19 protein-coding genes are annotated in these 22,781 nt (G+C 59.1%); 12 read left to right on the top strand and 7 right to left on the bottom strand.

All coding sequences use genetic code 11. The features are described from left to right. Positions 1–302 precede the first annotated feature (302 nt). Positions 303–3,068, bottom strand: coding sequence for a M16 family metallopeptidase (locus tag ACNA0J_RS26845; protein WP_415821941.1), 2,766 nt, complete (start codon positions 3,066–3,068; stop codon positions 303–305). A gap of 270 nt (positions 3,069–3,338) precedes the next feature. Between ACNA0J_RS26845 and ACNA0J_RS26840 the strand changes: the two genes are divergently transcribed. Beyond that, entirely contained in the window at positions 3,339–3,896 is a 558-nt protein-coding gene (locus ACNA0J_RS26840) for a GNAT family N-acetyltransferase (protein WP_415821940.1), read from the top strand. A 6-nt stretch (positions 3,897–3,902) separates the two neighbouring features. Here the strand turns inward: ACNA0J_RS26840 and ACNA0J_RS26835 are convergent, their stop codons facing one another. Together ACNA0J_RS26835 and ACNA0J_RS26830 are read right to left on the bottom strand one after the other, a co-directional pair. Then, positions 3,903–5,075, bottom strand: a complete 1,173-nt coding sequence (locus ACNA0J_RS26835) for a vWA domain-containing protein (protein ID WP_415821939.1) — start codon at positions 5,073–5,075, stop codon at positions 3,903–3,905. A gap of 1 nt (position 5,076) precedes the next feature. Further along, positions 5,077–5,949: an AAA family ATPase gene (locus ACNA0J_RS26830; protein WP_415821938.1), complete on the bottom strand. Its 873-nt coding sequence runs from the start codon at positions 5,947–5,949 to the stop codon at positions 5,077–5,079. Positions 5,950–6,102: 153 nt separating this feature from the next. On the opposite strand from ACNA0J_RS26830, the gene ACNA0J_RS26825 reads away from it, so the two are divergent. Next, on the top strand, positions 6,103–6,444 hold the full coding sequence (locus tag ACNA0J_RS26825) for a c-type cytochrome (RefSeq protein ID WP_415821937.1): 342 nt from the start codon (positions 6,103–6,105) through the stop codon (positions 6,442–6,444). 14 nt (positions 6,445–6,458) lie between these two features. Next, a complete protein-coding gene (locus ACNA0J_RS26820) occupies positions 6,459–6,821 on the top strand; it encodes a c-type cytochrome (RefSeq protein WP_415821944.1) in 363 nt (120 codons plus the stop codon). A 76-nt stretch (positions 6,822–6,897) separates the two neighbouring features. On the opposite strand, the gene ACNA0J_RS26815 is transcribed toward ACNA0J_RS26820, so the two are convergent. Continuing rightward, positions 6,898–7,323, bottom strand: a complete 426-nt coding sequence (locus tag ACNA0J_RS26815; RefSeq protein ID WP_094820078.1) for a DUF1841 family protein — start codon at positions 7,321–7,323, stop codon at positions 6,898–6,900. A gap of 193 nt (positions 7,324–7,516) precedes the next feature. On the opposite strand from ACNA0J_RS26815, the gene icd reads away from it, so the two are divergent. The 4 genes from icd to ACNA0J_RS26795 all read left to right on the top strand — a co-directional run bounded on the left by icd (position 7,517) and on the right by ACNA0J_RS26795 (position 13,316). Continuing rightward, complete coding sequence (icd, locus tag ACNA0J_RS26810) at positions 7,517–8,773, top strand: NADP-dependent isocitrate dehydrogenase (protein ID WP_415821936.1); 1,257 nt, start codon at positions 7,517–7,519, stop codon at positions 8,771–8,773. Positions 8,774–9,381: 608 nt separating this feature from the next. Further along, positions 9,382–10,518, top strand: coding sequence for a porin (locus ACNA0J_RS26805; protein ID WP_415821935.1), 1,137 nt, complete (start codon positions 9,382–9,384; stop codon positions 10,516–10,518). 438 nt (positions 10,519–10,956) lie between these two features. Further along, the gene (locus ACNA0J_RS26800; RefSeq protein WP_415821943.1) at positions 10,957–11,235 is read left to right on the top strand and encodes a DUF4212 domain-containing protein; all 279 of its coding nucleotides are present in this window, start codon (positions 10,957–10,959) and stop codon (positions 11,233–11,235) included. Next, positions 11,235–13,316, top strand: coding sequence for a sodium:solute symporter family protein (locus ACNA0J_RS26795; protein ID WP_415821934.1), 2,082 nt, complete (start codon positions 11,235–11,237; stop codon positions 13,314–13,316). The genes ACNA0J_RS26800 and ACNA0J_RS26795 overlap by 1 nt, the downstream gene beginning before the upstream one ends. Before the next feature lie 84 nt (positions 13,317–13,400). On the opposite strand, the gene ACNA0J_RS26790 is transcribed toward ACNA0J_RS26795, so the two are convergent. From ACNA0J_RS26790 to trxB, 3 genes are all read right to left on the bottom strand, one after another. Continuing rightward, entirely contained in the window at positions 13,401–13,730 is a 330-nt protein-coding gene (locus tag ACNA0J_RS26790; protein ID WP_415821933.1) for a DMT family transporter, read from the bottom strand. Positions 13,731–13,807: 77 nt separating this feature from the next. After that, a complete protein-coding gene (locus ACNA0J_RS26785) occupies positions 13,808–14,524 on the bottom strand; it encodes a Smr/MutS family protein (RefSeq protein WP_415821932.1) in 717 nt (238 codons plus the stop codon). Next, a complete protein-coding gene (gene trxB / locus ACNA0J_RS26780) occupies positions 14,514–15,470 on the bottom strand; it encodes a thioredoxin-disulfide reductase (RefSeq protein ID WP_415821931.1) in 957 nt (318 codons plus the stop codon). The genes ACNA0J_RS26785 and trxB overlap by 11 nt, the downstream gene beginning before the upstream one ends. Positions 15,471–15,512: 42 nt before the next feature. Between trxB and ACNA0J_RS26775 the strand changes: the two genes are divergently transcribed. The 5 genes from ACNA0J_RS26775 (at position 15,513) to ACNA0J_RS26755 (ending at position 22,597) form a co-directional block, all read left to right on the top strand. Beyond that, positions 15,513–17,873 (top strand): DNA translocase FtsK, encoded by a 2,361-nt coding sequence (locus tag ACNA0J_RS26775; RefSeq protein WP_415821930.1) that lies wholly within the window; start codon positions 15,513–15,515, stop codon positions 17,871–17,873. After that, complete coding sequence (gene lolA / locus ACNA0J_RS26770; RefSeq protein ID WP_415821929.1) at positions 17,873–18,520, top strand: outer membrane lipoprotein chaperone LolA; 648 nt, start codon at positions 17,873–17,875, stop codon at positions 18,518–18,520. Before ACNA0J_RS26775 ends, lolA begins: the two co-directional genes overlap by 1 nt. A gap of 47 nt (positions 18,521–18,567) precedes the next feature. Further along, positions 18,568–19,905: a replication-associated recombination protein A gene (locus tag ACNA0J_RS26765; RefSeq protein ID WP_415821928.1), complete on the top strand. Its 1,338-nt coding sequence runs from the start codon at positions 18,568–18,570 to the stop codon at positions 19,903–19,905. 140 nt (positions 19,906–20,045) lie between these two features. Further along, positions 20,046–21,395 carry a serine--tRNA ligase gene (serS, locus tag ACNA0J_RS26760; protein ID WP_415821927.1) on the top strand — a complete coding sequence of 450 codons (1,350 nt, stop codon included), beginning with the start codon at positions 20,046–20,048 and terminating at the stop codon, positions 21,393–21,395. A gap of 14 nt (positions 21,396–21,409) precedes the next feature. Then, positions 21,410–22,597, top strand: coding sequence for an HPP family protein (locus ACNA0J_RS26755; protein ID WP_415821926.1), 1,188 nt, complete (start codon positions 21,410–21,412; stop codon positions 22,595–22,597). Positions 22,598–22,781: the final 184 nt, after the last annotated feature.

Below are 22,781 nucleotides of genomic sequence, written 5' to 3'. Positions count from 1 at the left end.
GTGCCGGGCCGTTGAGCACGGATTTAGTCCGCGCAGCGGACCGAGGCCCCTGGTCATGGGCCGAGTCCGTGCGATAGGCCCGGCGCCACGCCCAGGCACGCGGCAGGGACGCCTTCAGAGAGACAATCAAGAGCAGCAAACGCCCCACAACACCAACAGCGATAAAAAATGCCCCCACGCTGCGCCTTCGGCTTGCTGCCCCAAGGGGGGGCGGCCCCGGCAACAAAAAACGCCGGCATCAAGCCGGCGTTCCGAGGGAATTACACCCATCGATTTAGACGGGTGTTTGATGCAGCAAGCGGCTAGGGCGCCTTCTTTTTCTGTTGAGCGGCAAAATCCCCCGCCACAGCCGTGCTGAAGGCTGAAGGCTGCAGATACTTGCGCAAAGCGGCATTGACCGAATCGGGGGTGAGTGCCTCGATTTTCTGGTCGAACTGCGCAGACCATTCGAACGTCCGGCCACGGCTCAGGTAGTCGACCCAGGCAGAGGCCAGCACGCTGTCTTGGGCGCGGGACAGCTTGCGATAGTTCAGCAGGGCGGTGATGCCGTCTTCGATTTCTTTGGCCGTGAAGCCGTCTTTCACCGCGCGGGCGAGTTCCTCTTTGATGGCGGTTTCCAGGCGCTCACGGTTTTGCGGCGCGTAGATTGCATAGACCGTCCAACTGCCCGAAGGCTCGTACGAGGACACCGACAGATTGCTGCGTACGTTGTACGAGAGGCCTTCTTTTTCGCGGACGCGTTCCCACAGGCGTGAGGTTTCCGAGGTGCCCAGCAGGAAATTCGCCAAATAAAGCGCCGGGAAATCCGGATCGGTATCCTGCAGCTTGAGAGGCAACCGCGAAATGTAGAAGGCATTGGCCTTGTCGGGCGTCTCGATATCGAAGTTCTGCGCTTTGATGTCGTGGTAAGGATCATCCAGGCGGGTGTACGCTGGTGCCTTTTGCCAGCCTTTCAGCCCCTCGGTCAGGGATTGCTTGACCGCATTGGCGTCAAATTCACCCACCGCGGAGAACTTCACCGTGCCTGCGCCGTAGAACCGCTTGTGAAACGCCGCCAGTGCATCGCGTTTGATGGCTTCGGTCTGCGCCAGCGCCTCGTCAAAGGTAGGTACATAGCGCACGTCGTCGGCAGGCCACGGGTTGTCCTGGCGCGCCAGCGCACGCGAGGCCAGAGCCGTAGGCTCGGTCATGGCGCTGCGTATCGAGGTCAGTGCTTGACGTTGATACTCCTCGATTTCGGCTTCCGGGAAATTGGCATTGCGCACGATATCCAGCACCAGGCTGACCAGCGCGGGCAAATGTTCGCCAGCGGCTGACATCGAGACGGTCAGGTCGGTGCCGGAGCCGCTGAACGAGACCTGCGCTTGCAGCGCGTCGAAACGATCCTGAATTACCTGGCGCGACAAGGCAGGCGTGCCGCGTTCGAGCAGATCGGCGACCGCCGCGGCATTGATACGCTGGCCGCGCAGGCTCGCCGCATCGCCAAATTGGACAAGCAATTCGGCCTGCACGCGCCCACCGCGCGTGGTTTTGGGCAGCAAGGCCAGTTGGACCGCGCCATTGGGCAGATCCAGGCTGTCGCGTTGCGTCAGTTTGTCGATGTTGGCCGGTGAGGGGTCAAAGGCATCGGCTTGTTTGAAGTCGGTATCGCCTTTGTAGTCTTTCAGTGCCGCACTCAAATCGGCGCGCAGCAGTTGCGGCGAGCGTTTGGGTTTTTCCGTGGGGATGTAGCGGCCTTCGGTGCGATTGCTGGCGGTCAAATACTCGGTCGCAACGCGTTGTACGTCTTCGAGCTTGGCTTGGCGCACGCGGTCACGGTGCAAAAAGAGCAGGCGCCAGTCACCGCCCGCAATGGCCTCTGACAGCGCGACGCCGATTTGCTCGGGGTCTGCGTAGAGCTGTTGCCATGCGGTCAGCCACTTGCTGCGGGCGCGATCCAGTTCCTCTTTGGTAAAAGGCTTTTTATCCAGCGATTCCAGGGTGGCGGTGAGGGTTTGCAGCGCTTTGTCCTGATCCATGCCTGGCTGCAACTGAGCGCCGAACATGGCGACACCGGGATCGTGTTGATCCATGGTGAAACCGAAGACTTCCGCGGCCAACTTGGTCGGCACCAGGGCCTGGTACAGACGGCCCGATGGCGTATCGGCCAGGATGGTCGCGGCCAGGTCAAACGGGATGTAGTCGGGACTGCCGGCCGAGGGAATGTGGTACATCGCGGCCACCAGCGGCGTGCCGCCCGCGCGTCGCAGGGTCACGGCACGCTCGCCGTCCTGCACCGGCTCGACCGTGTATTCCGGCGGAAGCTTGCGTTCCGGTTTGGGCAATTTGCCCAGCGTTTCGCTGATGGCTTCGAGCGTCGTTTGCGGATCGAAGCTGCCGGCCACGATCAGGACGGCGTTATCGGGTTGGTAATACTCATGATAAAAGGCGCGCAATTGCCCGACATCGACGTTTTCTACATCGGTGCGCGCGCCGATGGTGCTCTTGCCATAGCTGTGCCACTGATAGGCGGCGGCTTGCATTTTCTGCATCAGCACGCGAAAGGGGTTGTTTTCACCGCTTTCCATTTCGTTGCGCACCACGGTCATCTCGGAGTCGAGATCCTCTTTGGCAATCAAGGAGTTGACCATGGCGTCGGCCTGCCAGCCCAGATACCATTTCAGCGTCTCGGGGTTGGCCGCGAAGCTGGCAAAGTAATTGGTGCGATCGCTGGAGGTCGAGCCGTTGGCCTGCAGGCCGCGGCGGGAAAACTCACCCAGCGCATTACGCGTGGTGGGCGTGCCCTTGAACAACATGTGTTCCAGCAAATGCGCCATTCCGGTCTGGCCGTAGTTTTCCTGGCGTGACCCGACCAGATAGGTCATGTTGACCGTGGTGGTGGGCTTGGAGGCATCCGGCGCCAGCAGCACGCGCAGTCCATTGGATAGCCGGTATTCCGTGATGCCCTCAACAGAGGTGACCTCTGTGATCCCAGTGGGTGTGGGCGCGGCACCTGCCTGAAAGGCGAGAAATGACGTGACCAGCAGGGCGTTCAAGCGGGCGAATAGCCCCGAAAGCGAAAAACGCATAGCAAGCATCCATAACGGGCGAAAGTCGTTGGAGTGTATACGCAACGGATGGTTCCTATCGCCACGCCGTGATCAAACGGTTCAGTTCCATACAAGACTGAGCGAAGGCGCAGGCTGTCTCGCGGTATAAGTTGCGTCGCTTTACAGTCAGAGAAACCCTGCAAACCTCGCCGTTATAATTCGTTCGAATCAGCATGGCGCCTGGCTTGGCTAAAGGCCGATATGTATGTCGTCGTCTCACCCAGAGAGGTGGGCCTCACGGACTTTCAGATGAATTCTTTCCTATCTCATGCATTGCCTGCCGGGGCCGTGTTGGTCGAGTGCACTTGCGAACGCCATGGTCCGGCGATTCTGGAAATTTTCAACGACGCTATCCTGACCTCGACGGCCCTGTACGACTACAAACCGCGCACGTTGGCCTCGATGCAAGCCTGGTTTCAGGCGAAAGCGGCGGGCGGCTTCCCGGTTGTTGGCTTTGAAAACGAAGCAGGCGAGTTGATGGGCTTTGCCAGTTACGGCTCATTTCGCGCCTATCCTGCCAACAAATATACAGTCGAGCATTCGGTGTATGTCCAGAGCCGTTTTCGTGGCAAAGGACTGGCCGAGGCGCTGATGCGTATCGTGATTGATCGCGCCCGGCAAGCGCAATTGCATGTGTTGGTCGGCGGAATTGACGCCACGAATGCAGGCAGCATCAGGCTGCATGAAAAACTCGGCTTCGTGCATGCCGGGACGATCCGGCACGCAGGGTTCAAATTCGGACGCTGGCTGGATCTGGCGTTTTACCAGTTGATCCTGGATACGCCCGTCGAGCCAGTCGACGGTTGAGCGGGATCATTTCGATAACTGCCGCATCGCCTGTTCCAGGCCTGCTACCGTCACCGGGTACATGCGCTGTTGCATGATGTCGCGCAGCAGTGCGATGGACTGGCGATACTGCCACGATGCCGTGGGCTCGGGGTTGAGCCAGGCGGCCTTGGGCCAGGTATCGAGCAATCGGCGCAGCCAGACTGCGCCAGGTTCTTTGTTGTAATGCTCCACCGAGCCGCCGGGTTGCAGAATCTCGTACGGGCTCATGGTCGCGTCGCCCACGATGATCAGCCGCCAATCGGGGTTGTATTTGCGCAGCACGTCCCAGGTGTCAAAGCGTTCGCTGTTGCGCCGGCGGTTGTTTTGCCACAGCGTCTCGTAAGGGCAGTTATGGAAGTAATAGACGTCCAGATTGCGAAACTCGCTGCGTGCAGCGGAAAACAGCTCTTCGACACGCGCGATATGGTCGTCCATGCTGCCGCCGACATCCAGCAGCATGAGGACTTTGACCGTGTTGTGGCGTTCGGGCACGAGCCGCAAATCGAGGTGACCCGCATTGCGTGCGGTGCTGGTGATGGTGTCGTCCAGATCCAGTTCGAGCTCAGCGCCTTCGCGTGCAAAACGGCGCAGGCGTCGTAATGCGACTTTGAAATTGCGCGTCCCCAGTTCGATTTGATTGTCGTAGTCGCGGAACTGCCGCATGTCCCAGACTTTCACGCCGGTGCGGTTGCCGGCGGAGTCGCCGCCTACGCGGATGCCTTCGGGGTGATAGCCGCCATTGCCAAAGGGGGATGTACCGCCTGTGCCGATCCATTTGCTGCCACCGGCATGGCGTTCTTTTTGTTCTTCGAGGCGCTCTTTGAAGAGCTCCATCAGTTTGTCCCAGCCGTGCTTTTCGATCGCGGCTTTCTCTTCGGGTGTCAGGCTTTTTTCGAATTGCTTGATCAACCAGTCGAGCGGAATGTCCTTGTCGGCGGGCAACGCCGCCTCGATGCCGCGATAGTATGCGCCAAAGGCGGCATCGTAGCGGTCGTAGAGCGACTCGTCTTTTACCAGTGCAGTGCGCGCCAGGAAATAAAAGTCATCGAGCGTGGGCGACATGACCTGGTGTTGCAGGGCTTCCAGCAGGGTCAGGTATTCCTTGACCGAGACCGGCAGCTTGTGTGCGCGCAGATGGTAGAAGAAGTCGATCAGCATATCAGCGCCGGGCGTTGCCGCGGGTCATGGCCGCCAGGCGTTCCAGCAGTTGCACGTCCTGTTCGTTCTTGAGCAGCGCGCCTGCCATCATCGGGACGGAGGCTGCGGCGTGCGCATCGATTTGCGACGCCGTCGCGCCCTCGGCCAACAGCAGGCGCAGCCAGTCCAACAGCTCGGACGTGGAGGGCTTCTTTTTCAGCCCGGGGGCTTCACGCAAGGCAAAGAAGGTGTCCATCGCCGCACGCAAGACGTCTTGCTTCAGATCAGGAAAATGCACCCCGACAATGTCGCGCATCGTTTCGCGATCCGGGAACCGGATGTAGTGGAAAAAGCAGCGGCGCAGAAACGCGTCAGGCAGGTCTTTTTCGTTGTTCGAGGTGATGATCACCAACGGGCGGTGCCGTGCGGCAATGGTTTGACGCGTTTCGTAGACATGGAATTCCATGCGATCGAGTTCGCGCAGTAAATCATTGGGGAATTCGATATCGGCTTTGTCGATCTCGTCGATCAACAGCACCACGGGCTCGGGGGCGTCAAAGGCCTGCCATAGCGTGCCTTGCACAATGTAGTTGCGGATGTCGCGCACCTTTTCGTCACCGAGTTGCGAGTCGCGCAGGCGCGATACGGCGTCGTATTCATACAGGCCCTGATGCGCCTTGGTGGTGGACTTGATATGCCATTGCAGCAGGGGGCGCCCCAGCGCGAGCGCGACTTCTTCGGCGAGCATGGTCTTGCCGGTGCCGGGTTCGCCCTTGATCAGCAAGGGGCGTTGCAGCGTCAGCGCAGCGTTGACGGCTAGTTTGAGATCGTCGGTCGCGACGTAGCGGTCGGTTCCTTCGAAGCGGGATGCAGCAGGGCTCTGGGCAGCGGACATAGGCGATGGCAGCGAAAGAAGGGCGGAGGAAGTCCCCGCGTGGGTTAGTATGGCTCAGCAACAATTATCGTACAATCGACCGGGTTTGTAGCTGGGTTCAGGCCCGGCCGCTCATCCCGAGCACAGTTTTCAGCCTTACAAAGAGCCATTCCAATGAAGTTGAAAACCTTTCTGTCCTCGCTGGTTGTAGTGGTGTCCTGTGCTATCGCTGGTCAGGTGGCTGCTGCTGAGGCAGCACCGACCGGCAATATCCAGAACGCCAAAAGCAAAGTGTCCATGTGCATTGGATGCCATGGCATTCCTGGCTACAAAGCCAGTTTTCCCGAGCTCTATCATGTGCCGATGATTGCTGGCCAAAACGCCAAATACATCGAAGCCGCCCTCAATGAGTACAAAAAAGGCGCGCGCAGCCATCCGACCATGGATGCCATCGCGGGCAGCCTGAGCGACCAGGACATTGCTGATCTGGCCGCTTATTACTCTAATCTCAAGTGATGCGAGGGCACATGATGAAACGCTATACGTTGATCCTGGCAGGGGCCATGCTGGCCGCCGCCAGTGGTGGTGTGCAAGCCGGGGATCTGGCTGCCGGTAAAGCGGTATTTGATAAATTCAACTGCGCCTCGTGTCATGGCGCTGATGCCAAGACATCTGTTGACCCGGCTTACCCTGTACTGGCCGGGCAGCACGAAGACTATCTTATCCAGGCACTGAAGGCTTACAGGCGGGGTGCTGCCGGCACGCCGGCCACGGCCAACGTGCGCAAAAATCCCATCATGGGAGCTTTTGCGGCGCAGCTGTCGGATCAGGATATCGAACACGTGGCGCAGTGGCTGTCCGCGCAGCCGAGCGATCTCGGTGTGCGCAAATAACGCACGCCAAGTATCGCCGCGCCAGACTGGCTGATTTCTGTTCTGGGTTGTTATGGCCGCCGGTTTACGGTGGCCCTTAACGCTCGGCGCGTTGCCGGATCAGGTCGATGTAGACATCGCTATCGAGTTCGGTGCCAAGTCGTTGGGCTTCCCAGACGACCTGGCCCAGACAGTCCATGATGTCGTGCGCGGCCTGATGCGCGTCACTGCGCGCGACCAGTTTTTGGTAGGCGGCACGAATGCCGCGCGGGTGGTCGATCGACAATTGTTCTGCGATGGCCAGATGCATCGACAAATGCAAAAACGGATTCGTACGGCCTTTTTCGACTGGATATTCCGCTGTCATGGCTTCGGGATGTTCCAGATCGCCGTGATATTCGGGGTGCTCGATGATCCAGTCCAGCGCCATCGATTCCAATGGCGTCAGAATTTCATTGGCACGGTGTTTGCGCCAAGTCTCGATAAAGAACTCGCGGACTTGATCCCGGGACGGGTTGAACATGTGACGTAACGTCTATAAAGACAGAAAGGAAAGTCTTCATTTTACGCCGGCGGGATTTCATCCCCGCACGGGCGTCAGAATGGGCGCTAGAATGAGCTACGGCCCGCCGTCTGGCTCGGTGGCTAGCGATATCATGCTGGCCACAGCGATCTGGTGGCGAGCGAGCAACCCCCCAGGAGCAATAGGAGCATTCATGTCCTACCAACATATCAAGGTTCCCTCTGCGGGCCAGAAAATCACGGTCAATGCTGATTTTTCTCTGAACGTGCCTGATCAGGCCATCATTCCATACATCGAGGGGGACGGTACGGGGGCGGACATTACGCCTGTGATGATCAAGGTCGTGGATGCTGCAGTTCAAAAGGCGTACGGCGGCAAGCGCAAGATCCACTGGATGGAAGTCTACGCTGGCGAGAAAGCCACCAAGGTCTACGGGCCGGACGTGTGGCTGCCTGATGAAACGCTGGATGTAGTCAAGGATTATGTGGTGTCGATCAAAGGACCGTTGACGACGCCGGTGGGAGGTGGGATCCGTTCGCTGAACGTGGCGTTGCGTCAGCAGCTCGACCTGTATGTCTGCCTGCGTCCGGTACGTTACTTCAAGGGGGTGCCTTCGCCTGTGCGCGAGCCCGAAAAGACCGATATGGTGATCTTCCGCGAGAACTCGGAAGACATCTACGCCGGGATCGAATACGAAGCGGACAGCGAGCAGGCCAAGGAACTGATCCAGTTCCTGCAGACCAAGCTGGGTGTCAAAAAAATCCGTTTTCCCAATACCTCGTCTATTGGCATCAAACCGGTGTCGCGCGAAGGCACCGAGCGCCTGGTGCGCAAGGCCATTCAATATGCGATCGACAATGACCGGGCATCGGTCACGCTGGTGCACAAGGGCAACATCATGAAGTTCACCGAGGGTGGCTTCCGTGACTGGGGCTATGCGTTGGCACAAAAGGAATTCGGTGCGCAATTGATCGACGGCGGTCCGTGGTGCAAATTCAAAAACCCCAAGACGGGCCGGGAAATTACTATCAAGGACTCCATTGCCGATGCCTTTCTGCAGCAGATTCTGTTGCGCCCGGCAGAGTACGACGTCATTGCCACACTGAATCTGAACGGCGACTACATCTCCGACGCCCTTGCCGCGCAGGTCGGTGGAATCGGGATCGCCCCGGGCGCCAACCTGTCTGACTCGGTGGCGATGTTCGAGGCGACCCATGGCACGGCACCCAAATACGCCGGCAAAGACTATGTCAATCCGGGATCAGAGATCTTGTCCGCTGAAATGATGCTGCGACATCTGGGCTGGGTCGAGGCCGCCGACCTGATTATTTCCAGTATGGAGAAATCGATCCTGTCCAAGCAGGTCACCTATGACTTTGCCCGTTTGCTCGAGGGGGCGACCCAGGTGTCGTGCTCCGGCTTTGGTCAGGTGATGATCGACAATATGTGAGGTGCTTTGCGCGAAACCATGGTTTCGCTGCCAGGTCGTCATGAAAACCGCCCCAAAAGGGGCGGTTTTTGTTTTGGGCCGCCCCCAAAACAAAAACGCCCCCTTGGGGGCAGCAAGCTGAAGGCGATGCGCCGCGTGAAGCGGTTCTGTGGCCTGAACGAATCCTGTCAGATGGTAGCGTTTGTGAGCGATGGCGGCGCACTTTATTGCAGATCTTTGCGTCTCAATCTGTCATGTGATGAGTTATTACCCGGACATATTTGATCGAAAACACCCCTTATCCCGCAATATCTACACCGTAAATAGGCCTAATACCAAAAGAGAGGTTCTTGCATGGAGTGAGTTTATAAGTCGGACTATGTCGCCCCATGGCTGTTGTTAACACGCAATAAAGACGTGATTTCTAAATGTGTATTACGTAACTTAATAATTTACACAAAAGCCATTATTCCCATAAAAAACAATGAATTAATGCTTTTGTAAGAAATATTTAGATTCATTATGTAGTTCCTGGTTTTGGGGCGGACAAAACGTTTCCCTAAGGTATGGGTTCTGGCAGTCTCCACGGGTGGGGACTAGCGGCTTTCTCTACTGATCGGGATGAGGATATGAAACTAACAAAAACTCTGCTGGCTGGCGCGATCCTCGCCGGCATGGCCGGCACTGCGTACGCTGAGACGCAAGTGACCTTGTACGGCTTGATCGACGTGGGTATCACCTATCAACGCAACAAGGTTGGCACTGAAGACAGCAACCGTGCGTTGTACGGCGGTAACTACCAGTCTCGTATCGGCATGACCAACGGCATCCAGAGCGGCTCGCGCTGGGGTCTGCGTGGTACCGAAGATCTGGGCGATGGCCTGCAAGCTGTGTTCGTGCTGGAAAGCGGTTTCGGCGCCAGCAATGGTAACAGCGCTCAAGGCGGCCGCCTGTTCGGTCGTCAAGCCACCATCGGTCTGCGCAGCGAATCTTGGGGTCAAATTGATTTGGGCCGCCAAACCAACATCGCTTCCAAGTACTTTGCCAGCATCGATCCGTTCTCGCTCAGCTACTTGAACTCGACCATGGGTTCCGCGTTCAGCGCCGCCAACACGGTTCGCTACGACAACATGGTCATGTATCAAACCCCGTCGTTCAGCGGTTTCCAAGCCGGTATCGGTTACTCGTTCAACGTGGATGACGAAGAGCGTCCGGGCGAATTCAAGACCAGCGACAACAGCCGTGCTATCACCGCTGGTATCCGTTACGCCAATGGCCCGTTGAACGTTGCTTTGACGTACGACCGCCAATTCCTGTATCCGAGCCAACCGCAACCCCAACAGTTCATCATTGGTGGTTCGTATGACTTCGAAGTGCTGAAGCTCGCATTGGCCTACGGCCGCACCTCCGACGGCGTGTTCGCTGGTCAAGACTTTGACGTGATGGGCGGTCTGGGCAATCCCAACACCCCCGCCAAGGGCCAAGGCGGCACGAACGACGCCTTCACCTGGGACGGTCTGAAGATCAATTCGTACTTGGTCGGTGTCAGCGCTCCGATCGGCGGTGCCAGCAACATCTTCGCTTCGTGGCAACGTGCTGATCCTAACAAGGGTCTGGAAGCCATGGACATCTACAGCCTGGGCTACACCTACGACTTGTCCAAGCGCACCAACCTGTATTCGGTCGCTTCGTATGCTGACGCTGCTGATTTCGTAGACGGCAACAAGGCGCTGACCGTTGGCGTTGGTATCCGTCACCGCTTCTAAGATCTAGGTACGGGTCGCCCTTTTTCCGAGCGGAGTCGGGGCACCTTGTTCTTAGCCACCTACTTTGTAGGTGGCTTTTTTTTATCTTCAAAAAGGGTTTTTGCTGGAAAAGCGGTGCCGTCAGGACGGGACGATTTTTTCGTCTAAAATGCACCAAACTGGTGCGACAAGGGAGATGTATTTGCGCCACCTTAGGGCATTCCCCTAGTGTGACAATCCCGCTCATGGTGCACAATCATGTTCATGCAGGTGAGGAGACAAATAGCCCAAAAAGGGCAACCGGCGGCACCGGTATAAATAAACTGGCAGTACCCTAATAAGAGCAAAACGCACAACGGCCGGCACCCATCAGGTGCCGGCCGTTGTCGCATATAAGCCCGCCCGGCCCGATGTTGCAAAAATGGGCATACTGCGGCAACGTGGATACGAATGAATAATATGCCGGATTCCCCGAGTTCCACTCCCTCTGCGATGCGGCGCTATTGGCGGCGTAATCTGATCTTGATCGGCGTGCTTGTCCTCTGTTGGCTGGCGCTGACGTTTCTTCCTGCTTATTTCGCCCGCGAGCTCTCTTTCGACTTCATTGGCTGGCCGTTTGCGTTCTGGATGGCTGCCTACGGGGCGCCGTTGTCTTATTTGGTGCTGATCGGCATCTACGCCCGTTTGATGAATCGGGCCGATGCGCAGGCCCGCAGTGACGCCGAGCGGGGCGATTGATGCCGTTTTCCGGAGACAACGCACGCGAGTTCAAGATCCGGCTGCGCCGCATTTACGTGTTGTATACCGCAGGTTTCGCCTTGCTGATCGTACTGCTGGCATTAGCCGAGATCGCGGGCATGGCGCGCGACTGGATTGGCTATGTTTTCCTCTTGGTCACGGTCAGCCTGTATGCCGGTATCGGTATCGTGTGCCGTACGTCCGATCAGGTGGAGTACTACGTCGCGGGCCGCCGCGTTCCGGCGGTCTATAACGGGATGGCCACCGCCGCCGATTGGATGTCGGTAGCCTCGTTCATCGGGGTGGCGGGAACGCTGTACCTGACGGGATACGGCGGCCTGGCGTACATCATGGGATGGACGGGGGGCTATGTGCTGGTGGCCCTGTTGCTGGCGCCTTATCTACGCAAATTCGGCCAATACACGATTCCGGATTTCATGGGCGCCCGTTATGGCGGTAATTTGGCGCGTTTGGCCGGGGTGGCGTGTGCGGTGCTGTGCTCGTTTACGTATCTGGTTGCCCAGATTTACGGTGTAGGGATCATCACGACCCGTATGACGGGTATTTCGTTCGAGCTCGGCATTTTTGTCGCGCTGGGCGGCATGTTGGTGTGTTCCTTTTTGGGGGGCATGCGCGCGGTGACGTGGACACAAGTCGGTCAATACATCATCTTGGTGGTGGCGTATCTGGTGCCTGTCGTGTGGTTGTCGATGAAGCATACCGACATGCCGCTGCCTCAGTTGTCCGCAGGCAAGGTGCTGCAAGAAATCACTGAGCGCGAAGCGCAAATGGGCAAGGATGTGTCCGAGTTGCAGGTACGCCAATTATGGAAAGCGCGCGCGGATGAAATGACGCAGCGGCTGCAGGCCCTGCCGCAATCCTGGGCCCAGGAAAAAGACCGGTTGCGCAGCCGTCTGGCGCAACTGACGGCTGCGAACGCGCCCATGATCGATATTCGTACGCTGGAGCGCGAACTCGAAACCTATCCGGCCAGTGTCGAAGAAGCCCGTGCCGTGTGGTCGCAAGCCAGGGCGATTTACGAGGCACGCGGATCGCCGCCTGTGCCTCATGCCGAGCCGTTCCCGTCGAAAGATCCCCAAGAACGGCAGGATATGCGTACCAATTTTCTGGCGCTGGTGTTATGCCTGATGCTGGGGACAGCCGGCATGCCACATATTTTGATGCGTTCATACACGACGTCGTCGGTGGTCGAGGCGCGGCGTTCGGTGTGCTGGTCGTTGTTGTTCATCCTGCTGCTGTATTTCATGGCGCCGGCGCTGGCGCTGCTGATCAAATACGAGGTCTATACGCAGGTGGTGGGCTCGAAATTCGCGTCCCTACCGAGTTGGGTGCATGCCTGGAGTGCGGTGGACGTCAATTTGCTCGATCTGGTCGATGTAAATCGTGATGGCCGGGTACAGTTGGGTGAGCTCAGCATGGGGGCCGATGTGGTGGTGTTGGCCATGCCCGAGATCGGTGGCCTGCCCTATGTGATTTCTGGTTTGGTGGCCGCAGGCGGGCTGGCCGCTGCGTTGTCGACGGCCGACGGCTTGTTGCTGACCTTGTCGAATTCCCTGTCGCACGATATGTGGTATCGAGTCGTATCGCCACGCATGTCGGCAGCGCGTCGCGTCATGGTGTCCAAAATACTCTTGCTGGTGGTGGCGTTCGGCGCGGCCTGGGTGGCGGCGCGCAAGCCCGCAGATATTCTGTTCATGGTGTCGGCGGCTTTTTCTTTTGCGGCGTCATCGTTTTTCCCCGCATTGGTCATGGGCATCTTTTGGCGCCGGGCGAATAAATGGGGCGCCACGTTCGGCATGGTTGTCGGATTGGCGGTGACATTCACCTATATGGCGCACACGCATCCTTGGTTGCGGGAATGGGTGTTCGGGATTGACCGGGCCCAACCAATGGATCTGTGGTGGGGAATTCAGCCGATTGCGGCGGGGGTATTTGGCGCGCCAGCGGCGTTCTTGACGATCATCGTGGTGTCATTGCTGACGCCGCTGCCCGATCGGGCGACGACGATGTTGGTGCAGTATTTGCGCGAACCGGACGGCAAGCCGCCCACATCACCGTGAGCGCGCGAGGTGGGCAATAGCTCTGTGAGCGTGTCATTGTCCAGAGAGCAGTGCGGCGCGTGGATCTGCTCTCAGTTCCACGTGTCAGTGGCTGACGGATTTCGAAAACACGTTCATGATCACTACCCCTGCGATGATCAACGCAATGCCCAGGATCGCCGGGGCATCAAGGTGCTGTTTAAAAAACAGCGCGCCCACCAGCGAAATCAGCACAATGCCCACGCCAGACCACACGGCGTAGGCAATACCCACGGGTATTTCGCGCAAGGTCAGGGCCAGAAAATAAAAGGCCACGGCATAACCTGCCACCGTGATTACCGATGGAACCAGCCGAGTAAAACTGTCGGAGCTTTTTAGTGCGCTCGTGGCAATGATCTCAGCCACGATGGCGATGCCCAGATAAACCCATTTCATCTTTGAATCTCGCAAAGCATTGGTGCTCGTGCCGAAGTAGAGCAGGCCGCAGGCGCGGCGTTGCCCGATGATTCTGATCAGCGCCTGGCCCCGGTCTGGCGCAGCAGAACCAGCAAAGCTCCCGCGCCGCCCTCACGTTCCGAGGCCTGAGAAAAAGCCATGACTTCGGCTTTCTGGACCAGCCAGGTCCGAACTTTGTCTTTGAGTACTGGTTCCAGGCCTTGCGAACCATGGCCCTTGCCGTGCACGATGCGCACGCAGCGGATGCCATGTTCCAGGCATTCGTCTAAAAAGGACAGGACGGCATGGCGAGCCTGCTCGACACGCAGGCCGTGCAGGTCCAGTTCCGCACCGGCGGGCCATTGGCCCCGACGCAGGTTGCGGGCGGTATCGGGCGCCGCGTCAGCGCGTACAAAAGCGGTGCCACTCTCTGAGAGCAGGTGGGCGACTTCGGTCCCGTCAGAGACACCGGCATCGGCGCGGTTAGGCGTCTCGCCCATGGCCGCTGCGCGGCGCATGGCGACGGCAGCGCTGACCGGGGCAAGTCCGGCAGGGGGCTTTCCAGGCTGAGGCGAGGCGGCAGGACTGGCCGGCTCGGGTATGCGACGCCCGGATTGCTTGAGGGGCGTGACGGCCTTGGCCGCACGACGGAACGCATGGGGATCGCTGTCTGCTGCATTGGCCTCAGCCGTCTGGCGCGCAATCCGTGTCGCCTGCTCGGCCCGCGCCCGGGCTTGTTGCGAGGCCTGGTGCAAACGTTTCAGATCGCCCAGGCCGCCTTTACTATTGCGCATTCTCCAGCCACCGCTGTGCGTCCAGAGCCGCCATGCAACCCGTGCCGGCGCTCGTGATGGCCTGGCGATATACGTGGTCTTGCACGTCGCCAGCCGCAAAGACACCGGGCACCGAGGTCATCGTTGCCATGCCCGACAGACCGCTCTTGGTCACGATATAACCGTCTTTCATTTCGAGTTGTCCCTCGAAAATGCCGGTATTCGGTTGGTGGCCGATCGCAATGAAGGCGCCCATGACGTCGAGGTCTTCGGTTTCGCCGGTTTCGGTGCTGCGAATACGCACGCCGGTCACGCCGCTATCGTCGCCCAGGACTTCGTCCAGCGTATGGAACAGCTTGAGCTCCATATTGCCGTTGGCGACCTTGTCCATCATCTTGTCGACCAGGATGGGTTCGGCGCGGAATTTGTCACGGCGATGAATGACGGTGACCTTGCGGCAGATATTGGACAGATAGAGGGCTTCTTCGACCGCGGTATTGCCGCCGCCCACCACCACGACGTCCTTGTTGCGGTAAAAGAACCCGTCGCAGGTCGCGCAGCCCGACACGCCGCGGCCCATGAAGGATTCCTCGGATGGCAGGCCGAGATATTTGGCCGAAGCCCCCGTCGCAATAATCAGTGCATCGCAGGTATACAGATTGCCGGTATCGCCCGTCAGTGTGAAGGGGCGCTTGGACAAATCCACCTTGGCGATATGGTCAAACACCATCTCGGTGTTGAATCGCTCGGCATGCTGCTGAAAGCGCTGCATCAGGTCGGGGCCTTGTACGCCGTCGACGTCAGCAGGCCAATTATCGACGTCGGTGGTGGTCATCAACTGGCCGCCTTGGGCCAGACCTGTAACCAGGACGGGGGACAAATTTGCCCGTGCCGCATAGACGGCAGCCGTGTAACCGGCCGGGCCGGATCCTAGTATCAAAACTTTAGCGTGTTTGGGCGTGGACATAGGTCATTATCTTTAAGGGGATGCCCAATTATAATGAGCCCTATGCCGCGTATTTCAACTGCTTCTCCGCGCGCCTCGCGCAACACCCGTAACGGCCCTTCGCCGCTGCAAACGCGTATTTCCGCTTTGCTGCGAGAGGCCCGCTGGATCTTGTTCGCCGCCCTGGCCGCCTGGCTGACACTGGTGCTGGCCACCTGGTCACCCTCCGACCCGGGATGGTCGCATTCTGTGACCAATGGTGCGATTCACAACCGAGGGGGCACCTTTGGGGCCTACCTGTCGGACATTTTGTTGTATTTGTTCGGGTATTCCGCCTGGTGGTGGGTGGTGTTGCTGTTGCATCGAGTGCGGGCCGGCTATCGCCGCCTGGCCAGCCAACTGCGCGCCGATGGCAAGCAGCCCGAAGTCCTGCCGCGTGTCCACTGGGAAGAAGGCGTCGGATTTTTCCTGGTATTGATCGGGTCGCTCGGCATCGAGGCATTACGGCTGTATAGCTGGGGCATGCATTTGCCGGGCGGTACCGACGGTGAAAGCGGTGCAGGCGGCGTGATCGGTCAGATGCTGGCCAGCAACTTGGCGCAGGGCGTCGGTTTCACGGGGGCGACCCTGGCGCTGCTGGTATTGATAGCGATTGGCCTGAGCCTGTTTTTCTCATTCTCGTGGCTGCATGTGGCCGAGCGCGTCGGCACCTGGCTCGAGGGCGTAATACGTCGTATACGCGAGTCCTATACCGCCCGCCAGGACCGCAAGGTCGGCGAGGTCGCCAAGGCCGTACGTACCGAGCAGGTCGAAGCCAAACACGAAAAACTGACGCACGAACAGCCCGTGCGCATCGAGCCCGCGATCACGGTGGTGCCGCGCTCGGATCGGGTCGAAAAGGAAAAACAGCAGACTTTGTTTGCTCCGCCGTCAGGCGAGGGCGATCTGCCCGCGATCAGTTTGCTGGATCCTCCTACGCAGAACCAGGAAACGGTGTCGGCCGAGACTATCGAGTTCACGTCTCGCCTGATCGAAAAGAAGCTCGCCGACTTTGGCGTGAGCGTCACCGTGGTGGCCGCCCAGGCTGGGCCTGTCATTACTCGTTACGAAATTGAGCCCGCCACCGGGGTGAAAGGCAGCCAGATCGTCAATCTGGCGAAAGACCTGGCGCGTGCGCTGAGTCTGGTCAGTATCCGTGTGGTGGAAACCATTCCCGGCAAGAACCTGATGGGGTTGGAACTCCCCAATCCGCGCCGTCAGATGGTCAAGCTCTCGGAAATCCTGGGCTCGCAAACCTATCACGCCAGCCATTCTGTCGTGACGATGGCCTTGGGCAAAGACATCGCCGGTAATCCCGTGGTCGCCGATTTGGCCAAAATGCCTCACTTGCTGGTGGCCGGTACCACAGGCTCGGGCAAGTCGGTCGGGATCAATGCCATGATCCTGTCGCTGCTGTACAAGGCCGGCCCGGCCGACACGCGACTGATCCTGATCGATCCCAAGATGCTTGAAATGAGCGTCTACGAGGGCATCCCGCATCTGCTCGCGCCGGTGGTCACGGACATGCGCCATGCCGCCAACGCGCTGAACTGGTGCGTAGGCGAAATGGAAAAACGCTATCGCCTGATGAGCAAAATGGGCGTGCGCAACCTGGCCGGCTACAACACCAAGATCCGTGACGCGATCAAGCGTGAGGCCCCGATCCCTAACCCGTTCTCACTGACGCCGGATCAGCCCGAGCCGCTCTCGCCGCTGCCCACGATTGTGGTGGTCATCGACGAGTTGGCCGATCTGATGATGGTGGTGGGTAAAAAGATCGAAGAACTCATCGCTCGCCTGGCGCAAAAAGCCCGGGCGGCCGGCATTCACTTGATTCTCGCGACGCAGCGTCCCAGCGTGGACGTGATCACGGGTCTGATCAAGGCCAACATTCCCACGCGTATCGCATTCCAGGTGTCGTCCAAAATCGACTCGCGCACCATTCTGGATCAGATGGGCGCGGAAACGCTGCTGGGGCAGGGCGATATGTTGTACATGCCTCCCGGCACAGGTTTGCCGGTGCGAGTGCACGGCGCCTTTGTGCATGACGACGAGGTTCACCGCGTGGTCGAGCACCTGAAGGGGCAAGGCGAGCCCAACTACATCGAGGGCTTGCTCGAGGGCGCTCTCGAGGGTGAGACGGGCGATGGCGTGGGCAGTGTCACGGGTATGAACGACGCCGAAAGCGATCCGATGTATGACCAGGCATGCGAGGTTGTCCTGAAGCATCGCCGTGCGTCGATCTCGCTCGTGCAGCGCCATCTGCGAATTGGTTACAACCGTGCGGCCCGGTTACTGGAGCAAATGGAGCAATCGGGTATGGTGTCTCCAATGCAATCCAACGGCAACCGGGAAATCCTGGTGCCGTCCAAAGAGGAAGCCTGATGCTCGGTTCTCGTCGTCCTTGGGCTGTCGCCATTGCGACGGCCACTACCGCCGCCTGGTTGTCGCTCAGCCCCTTGGCTGCGCTGGCCGCCGATGCGCGCACGCAACTCAAGGCCTTTGTCTCGCAAGTCAACAGCGCGACGGGCAAGTTCACGCAAACCACCACGGGGCCACAGGGCGGCGCGCAGCGTGCGCAGAGCGGCGACTTTGCCTTTCAGCGGCCGGGTAAATTCAAATGGGCGGTGAGTCAGCCCTATGAGCAATTGGTGATATCCGACGGACAGCAGTTGTTCCAATACGATCCTGACCTGGCCCAGGTCACGACCCGCCAGGTGGATCAGGCCATTGGTACTTCGCCAGCCGCCATTTTGTTTGGCTCCGGCGATCTGGAGCAGGCGTTTGACGTGACGCCCTTGCCGGCTCGGGATGGTCTGGAATGGCTGCGTGCGAAACCTCGCAACGCCGACGCAGGGTTTGCACAAGTCGACATCGGTCTGCAAAACAACCTCCCTTCACGAGTCGAATTGCTGGACTCGTTTGGGCAAACCACTCGCGTCGATCTATCTCAGATTCAATCCAACCCGTCCTTGCCCGCTAACGAATTCCGCTTTGTGCCGCCAGCGGGCGTGGACGTGGTCAAGATGTGATTGGGGCGCCGTGCAACCTGCCGTAATTCTGCCGTAGCGCTGTTGTCATGAGCGACGATCTCTTTGCTGCCGATCCCGCACACCGGCCTTATGTTCCACTGGCCGAGCGATTGCGGCCGCGTACGCTCAGCGAAGTCGTCGGGCAGTCCCATTTGCTGGGGCCCGACAAGCCGCTACGCGTGGCATTTGAATCCGGCCGTCCGCACTCCATGATTTTCTGGGGGCCGCCAGGGGTGGGTAAAACCACGTTGGCGCGCTTGATGGCGGATGGTTTTGATGCGCAATTCATTGCCATTTCTGCCGTATTGGGCGGGGTCAAGGACATCCGCGACGCGGTCGTCACGGCGCAAATTGCCCAAGGGCAGGGTCGTCGCACGATTTTGTTTGTCGATGAGGTGCATCGGTTCAACAAGGCGCAGCAAGATGCGTTTCTGCCCTATGTGGAAAGCGGCCTGTTCACTTTTATTGGTGCCACGACAGAAAACCCGTCTTTCGAGGTGAACTCGGCGCTGCTGTCGCGCGCGCGCGTTTACGTGCTGCAGTCGCTCAACGCCGAGGAATTGCAGCAGCTCATCGACCGCGCTATCGAGGCGCTGAACGAAGGGCGTGATACCTCAAACCAGGTTCGCATCCAGCCTGACGCTCGCGAGCAATTGGCCGCGTGGGCTGATGGAGATGCGCGACGATTGATCAGCGCCGTCGAAGTCGTGGCCGAGTCGGCCCAGGCCGCGGGCCGTGACGAGATCGATGCGGAATGGCTGGAAATTTCGCTGTCGCAGAACTTGCGCCGCTTTGACAAGGGCGGCGATGCGTTCTACGACCAGATCAGTGCTCTGCATAAATCCGTGCGAGGCTCGAACCCCGATGCGGCTTTGTACTGGCTGTCCCGCATGCTCGATGGCGGAGGCGATCCGCGTTATCTCTCTCGTCGGCTCGTGCGCATGGCGTGGGAGGACATCGGCCTGGCAGACCCGCGTGCCATGCAGATTGCCAATGACGCTGCATTGACCTACGAGAGGCTGGGCAGCCCCGAGGGCGAGCTCGCGCTCGGGCAAGCTGTGATTTATCTTGCCGTCGCGGCCAAGAGCAACGCGGGCTATAACGCCTACAACCAGGCCAGGGCCTTTGTAAAACAGGACAAGAGCCGCGAGGTGCCGGTGCATTTGCGCAACGCACCGACCAAGCTCATGAAAGAACTCGGCTATGGCCACGCCTATCGCTACGCCCATGACGAGCCCAATGCCTATGCCGCCGGGGAAACATATTTCCCTGAGGGCATCGGCGAACCCCGCTGGTATCGGCCGGTTCCCCGTGGCCTGGAAATCAAAATCGCCGAAAAGCTGGCTTTCCTGAGAAAGCTGGATGAAGAAGCCGGCAAGAAATAAAAGGCTAAAATCCAGAGGTTTGCCGCGAATTGGCTTTAGCGCTTCGCCGCAAAATTGACATTTCTGATTCCAAAGCACCTTTGGAACCGTATCGGTGGCCTCCATGCCACCGTATTTTATTAACCTGACTCCTGCCTCCCATGCTAGACCCGATCCTGCTGCGTAAAGACCTGCAAACCGTCGTAGACCGCCTCAAAACCCGTGGCGTCGAATTCGACACGCAACGGTTCAATGAGCTGGAGTCTCGCCGCAAGGCCGTCCAGACGGAAACGGAATCCTTGCAGGCACGCCGCAACGCGCTGGCCAAACAGATCGGTCAGCTCAAATCGCAAGGCCAGGATGCCTCGGCCGTGCTGGCAGAGTCGCAAGCGATTCCCGGGCAGTTAAAGCAACTCGAAGAAGATCTCGGCACCGTGCAGCAGTCGCTCAATGAGTGGCTGATGTCGATTCCCAATTTGCCGCACGCGAGCGTGCCCACCGGGGCCTCGTCCGACGACAACGTCGAAGTGCGCCGTTGGCTGCCGGGTCAGCCCGCGGCAGATGGCAATCCTCAGCCCCTGGCGTTCGAGCCTAAAGATCACGTTGCGCTGGGCGAGCCGCTGGGCCTGGATTTCGATCTGGCGGCGAAGCTTTCCGGCGCCCGTTTTTCGTTCATGCGCGGTCCGATCGCGCGCCTGCATCGCGCCTTGGCCCAGTTCATGCTGGACCTCCAGACCGGGCAGCACGGCTACACCGAGTGCTATACCCCGTACATCGTGAACAGCTCCACGCTGTTTGGCACCGGCCAGCTGCCCAAGTTCAAGGACGACATGTTCTTTGTCTCCAAAGGCGGCGAAGACGATGACCCCAAGGTCATGGACGATCGCGGCAACGAGGTCGCCCGCGAAGACCAATACCTGATTTCCACCTCAGAAATCACACTGACCAGCTCGGTGCGCGACACGATTGTCGCTGGCGCCGATCTGCCGATTCGCCTGACCGCCCATACCCCGTGTTTTCGTTCCGAGGCGGGCAGCGGTGGCCGCGACACCCGCGGCATGATCCGCCAGCATCAGTTCGATAAAGTCGAAATGGTGCAGATCACGCATCCCGATACGTCGTACGAGGCATTGGACGAGATGGTGGGGCATGCCGAGCATGTGCTGCAATTGCTCGAGCTGCCGTATCGCGTCGTGCTGTTGTGCACGGGTGACATGGGCTTTGGCGCGGCAAAGACCTTTGACCTCGAAGTCTGGCTGCCCGCTCAAAACACCTGGCGTGAAATTTCCTCGGTCTCGAACTGCGAAACCTTCCAGGCGCGCCGCATGCAAGCGCGTTTCCGCGTCGGCCAAGGCAAGCCCGAGTACCTGCACACGCTCAACGGCTCCGGCCTGGCGGTGGGCCGCGCCCTGGTCGCCGTGCTGGAAAATCACCAGCAGGCCGATGGCAGCATCGTCGTGCCGAAGGTCCTGCAACCCTACATGGGTGGTTTGACGATTTTGCAGCCTTGATGTGACCTTGGGTCATGGTTGCGATAAAAACTTCGCTTTATTCCTGGTTGATGCGTTTCTGGCCTCAGCCATTACACGTTCATGGGCGAGAGCGTATCCGGGCTTGCGTGGGGGCCTTGCTGGGGTTGACTGTCACCGGGGTGTTGTCGAGCGCGTTCGGTCATTCAGGGCAGCATTTCCTCTTGATCGCGCCCATGGGGGCCTCGGCCGTCCTGTTGTTTGCGGTGCCGTCCAGCCCCTTGGCGCAGCCTTGGTCGTTGATCGGCGGTAATCTGGTAGCGGCTCTGGTTGGCGTCACCGCTGCGAAATGGTTGCCAGACCCTCTGATGGCGGCATCGGTGGCTGTCGCGGTGTCTATCGCACTCATGTTCTTGTTGCGTTGTGTGCATCCGCCGTCAGGCGCCGTCGCATTGACGGCTGTGCTGGGCGACAGTGCAGTGCATGCGGCAGGATATGCCTTTGTGCTCGAACCGGTGCTGCTGAATTCGTGCGTCATCTTGATCTGTGCGCTCTTCTACCACGGGATTACTCGACATCATTACCCGCACGTGTTGTCTCGCAAGGACGATGAGGCTGCCGTAGAGGACGAGTGGGCAGGGTTCATGCGCCAGGATATCGAGAAAATCCTGGACGAGCGGGACGAGTTGCTCTCGGTCGATTCCGAGGATATTTACTTGGTGCTGCGCGAGGCCGTCTCCCGCGCTCACGAGCGCCGTACCAAAAGCGTACGTTGCAGTGATGTGATGGTGCCTGCCGTGGCGACTTTGCGGCCAACAACCACCATGCGCCAAGCATGGAAGGTACTGAAGCGTCTCGGCGTTCCAGGGCTGCCGGTGGCCGACGGCGCAGGGCGTTATCAGGGAATGGTGACACTAGTCGACCTGCTATTGAGGGCACGTTCGTCAGGCCGGGGCGGCTGGGCGCTTTGGCCTGGGGCCGCCGGGCTGGGAACGCCGTTGCGTGAGGTGTTGTCCACCGACGCACCGACGGTGACGCCCCAGACCCTGTTGTCTGTTGCCGCGCCGAAAGTCCTGAACTCCCCCGCGCACTGTGTGCCCGTGATTGATGGCCTGGGCGCGCTGCGCGGCGTCGTGACGCCTGCGCAATTGGTTCACGATAGCTATCTGGACAACCTGGGTCTGCCGCTGAACTCGCTCTCAGCCGAGTCTTCCGTCATCCGGCCCACCCACATCGCAATCTAGTTGCGCGCGTGGCGGCCGCGTAAATTTTCCGGCCAATTGCCACATTTCTGTCTTGTTGCCTGAGTATCCTTCAACTCATTCTCTAATCTTTGATGTCAGCAAATGTGTGTGCGTAAAATAGGGCCGCATCTTTAAGGCACAATATGCACCGCCCGTTCAAACGGGAATTTGCTGTCAATGATCA

Origin of the sequence: Bordetella tumbae (genome assembly GCF_965139195.1) — a bacterium.
Lineage (GTDB): Bacteria > Pseudomonadota > Gammaproteobacteria > Burkholderiales > Burkholderiaceae_B > Bordetella_A > Bordetella_A tumbae.
Note: the sequence above shows the minus strand (reverse complement) of the source record. Positions and strands in the feature narration are given on the sequence as shown.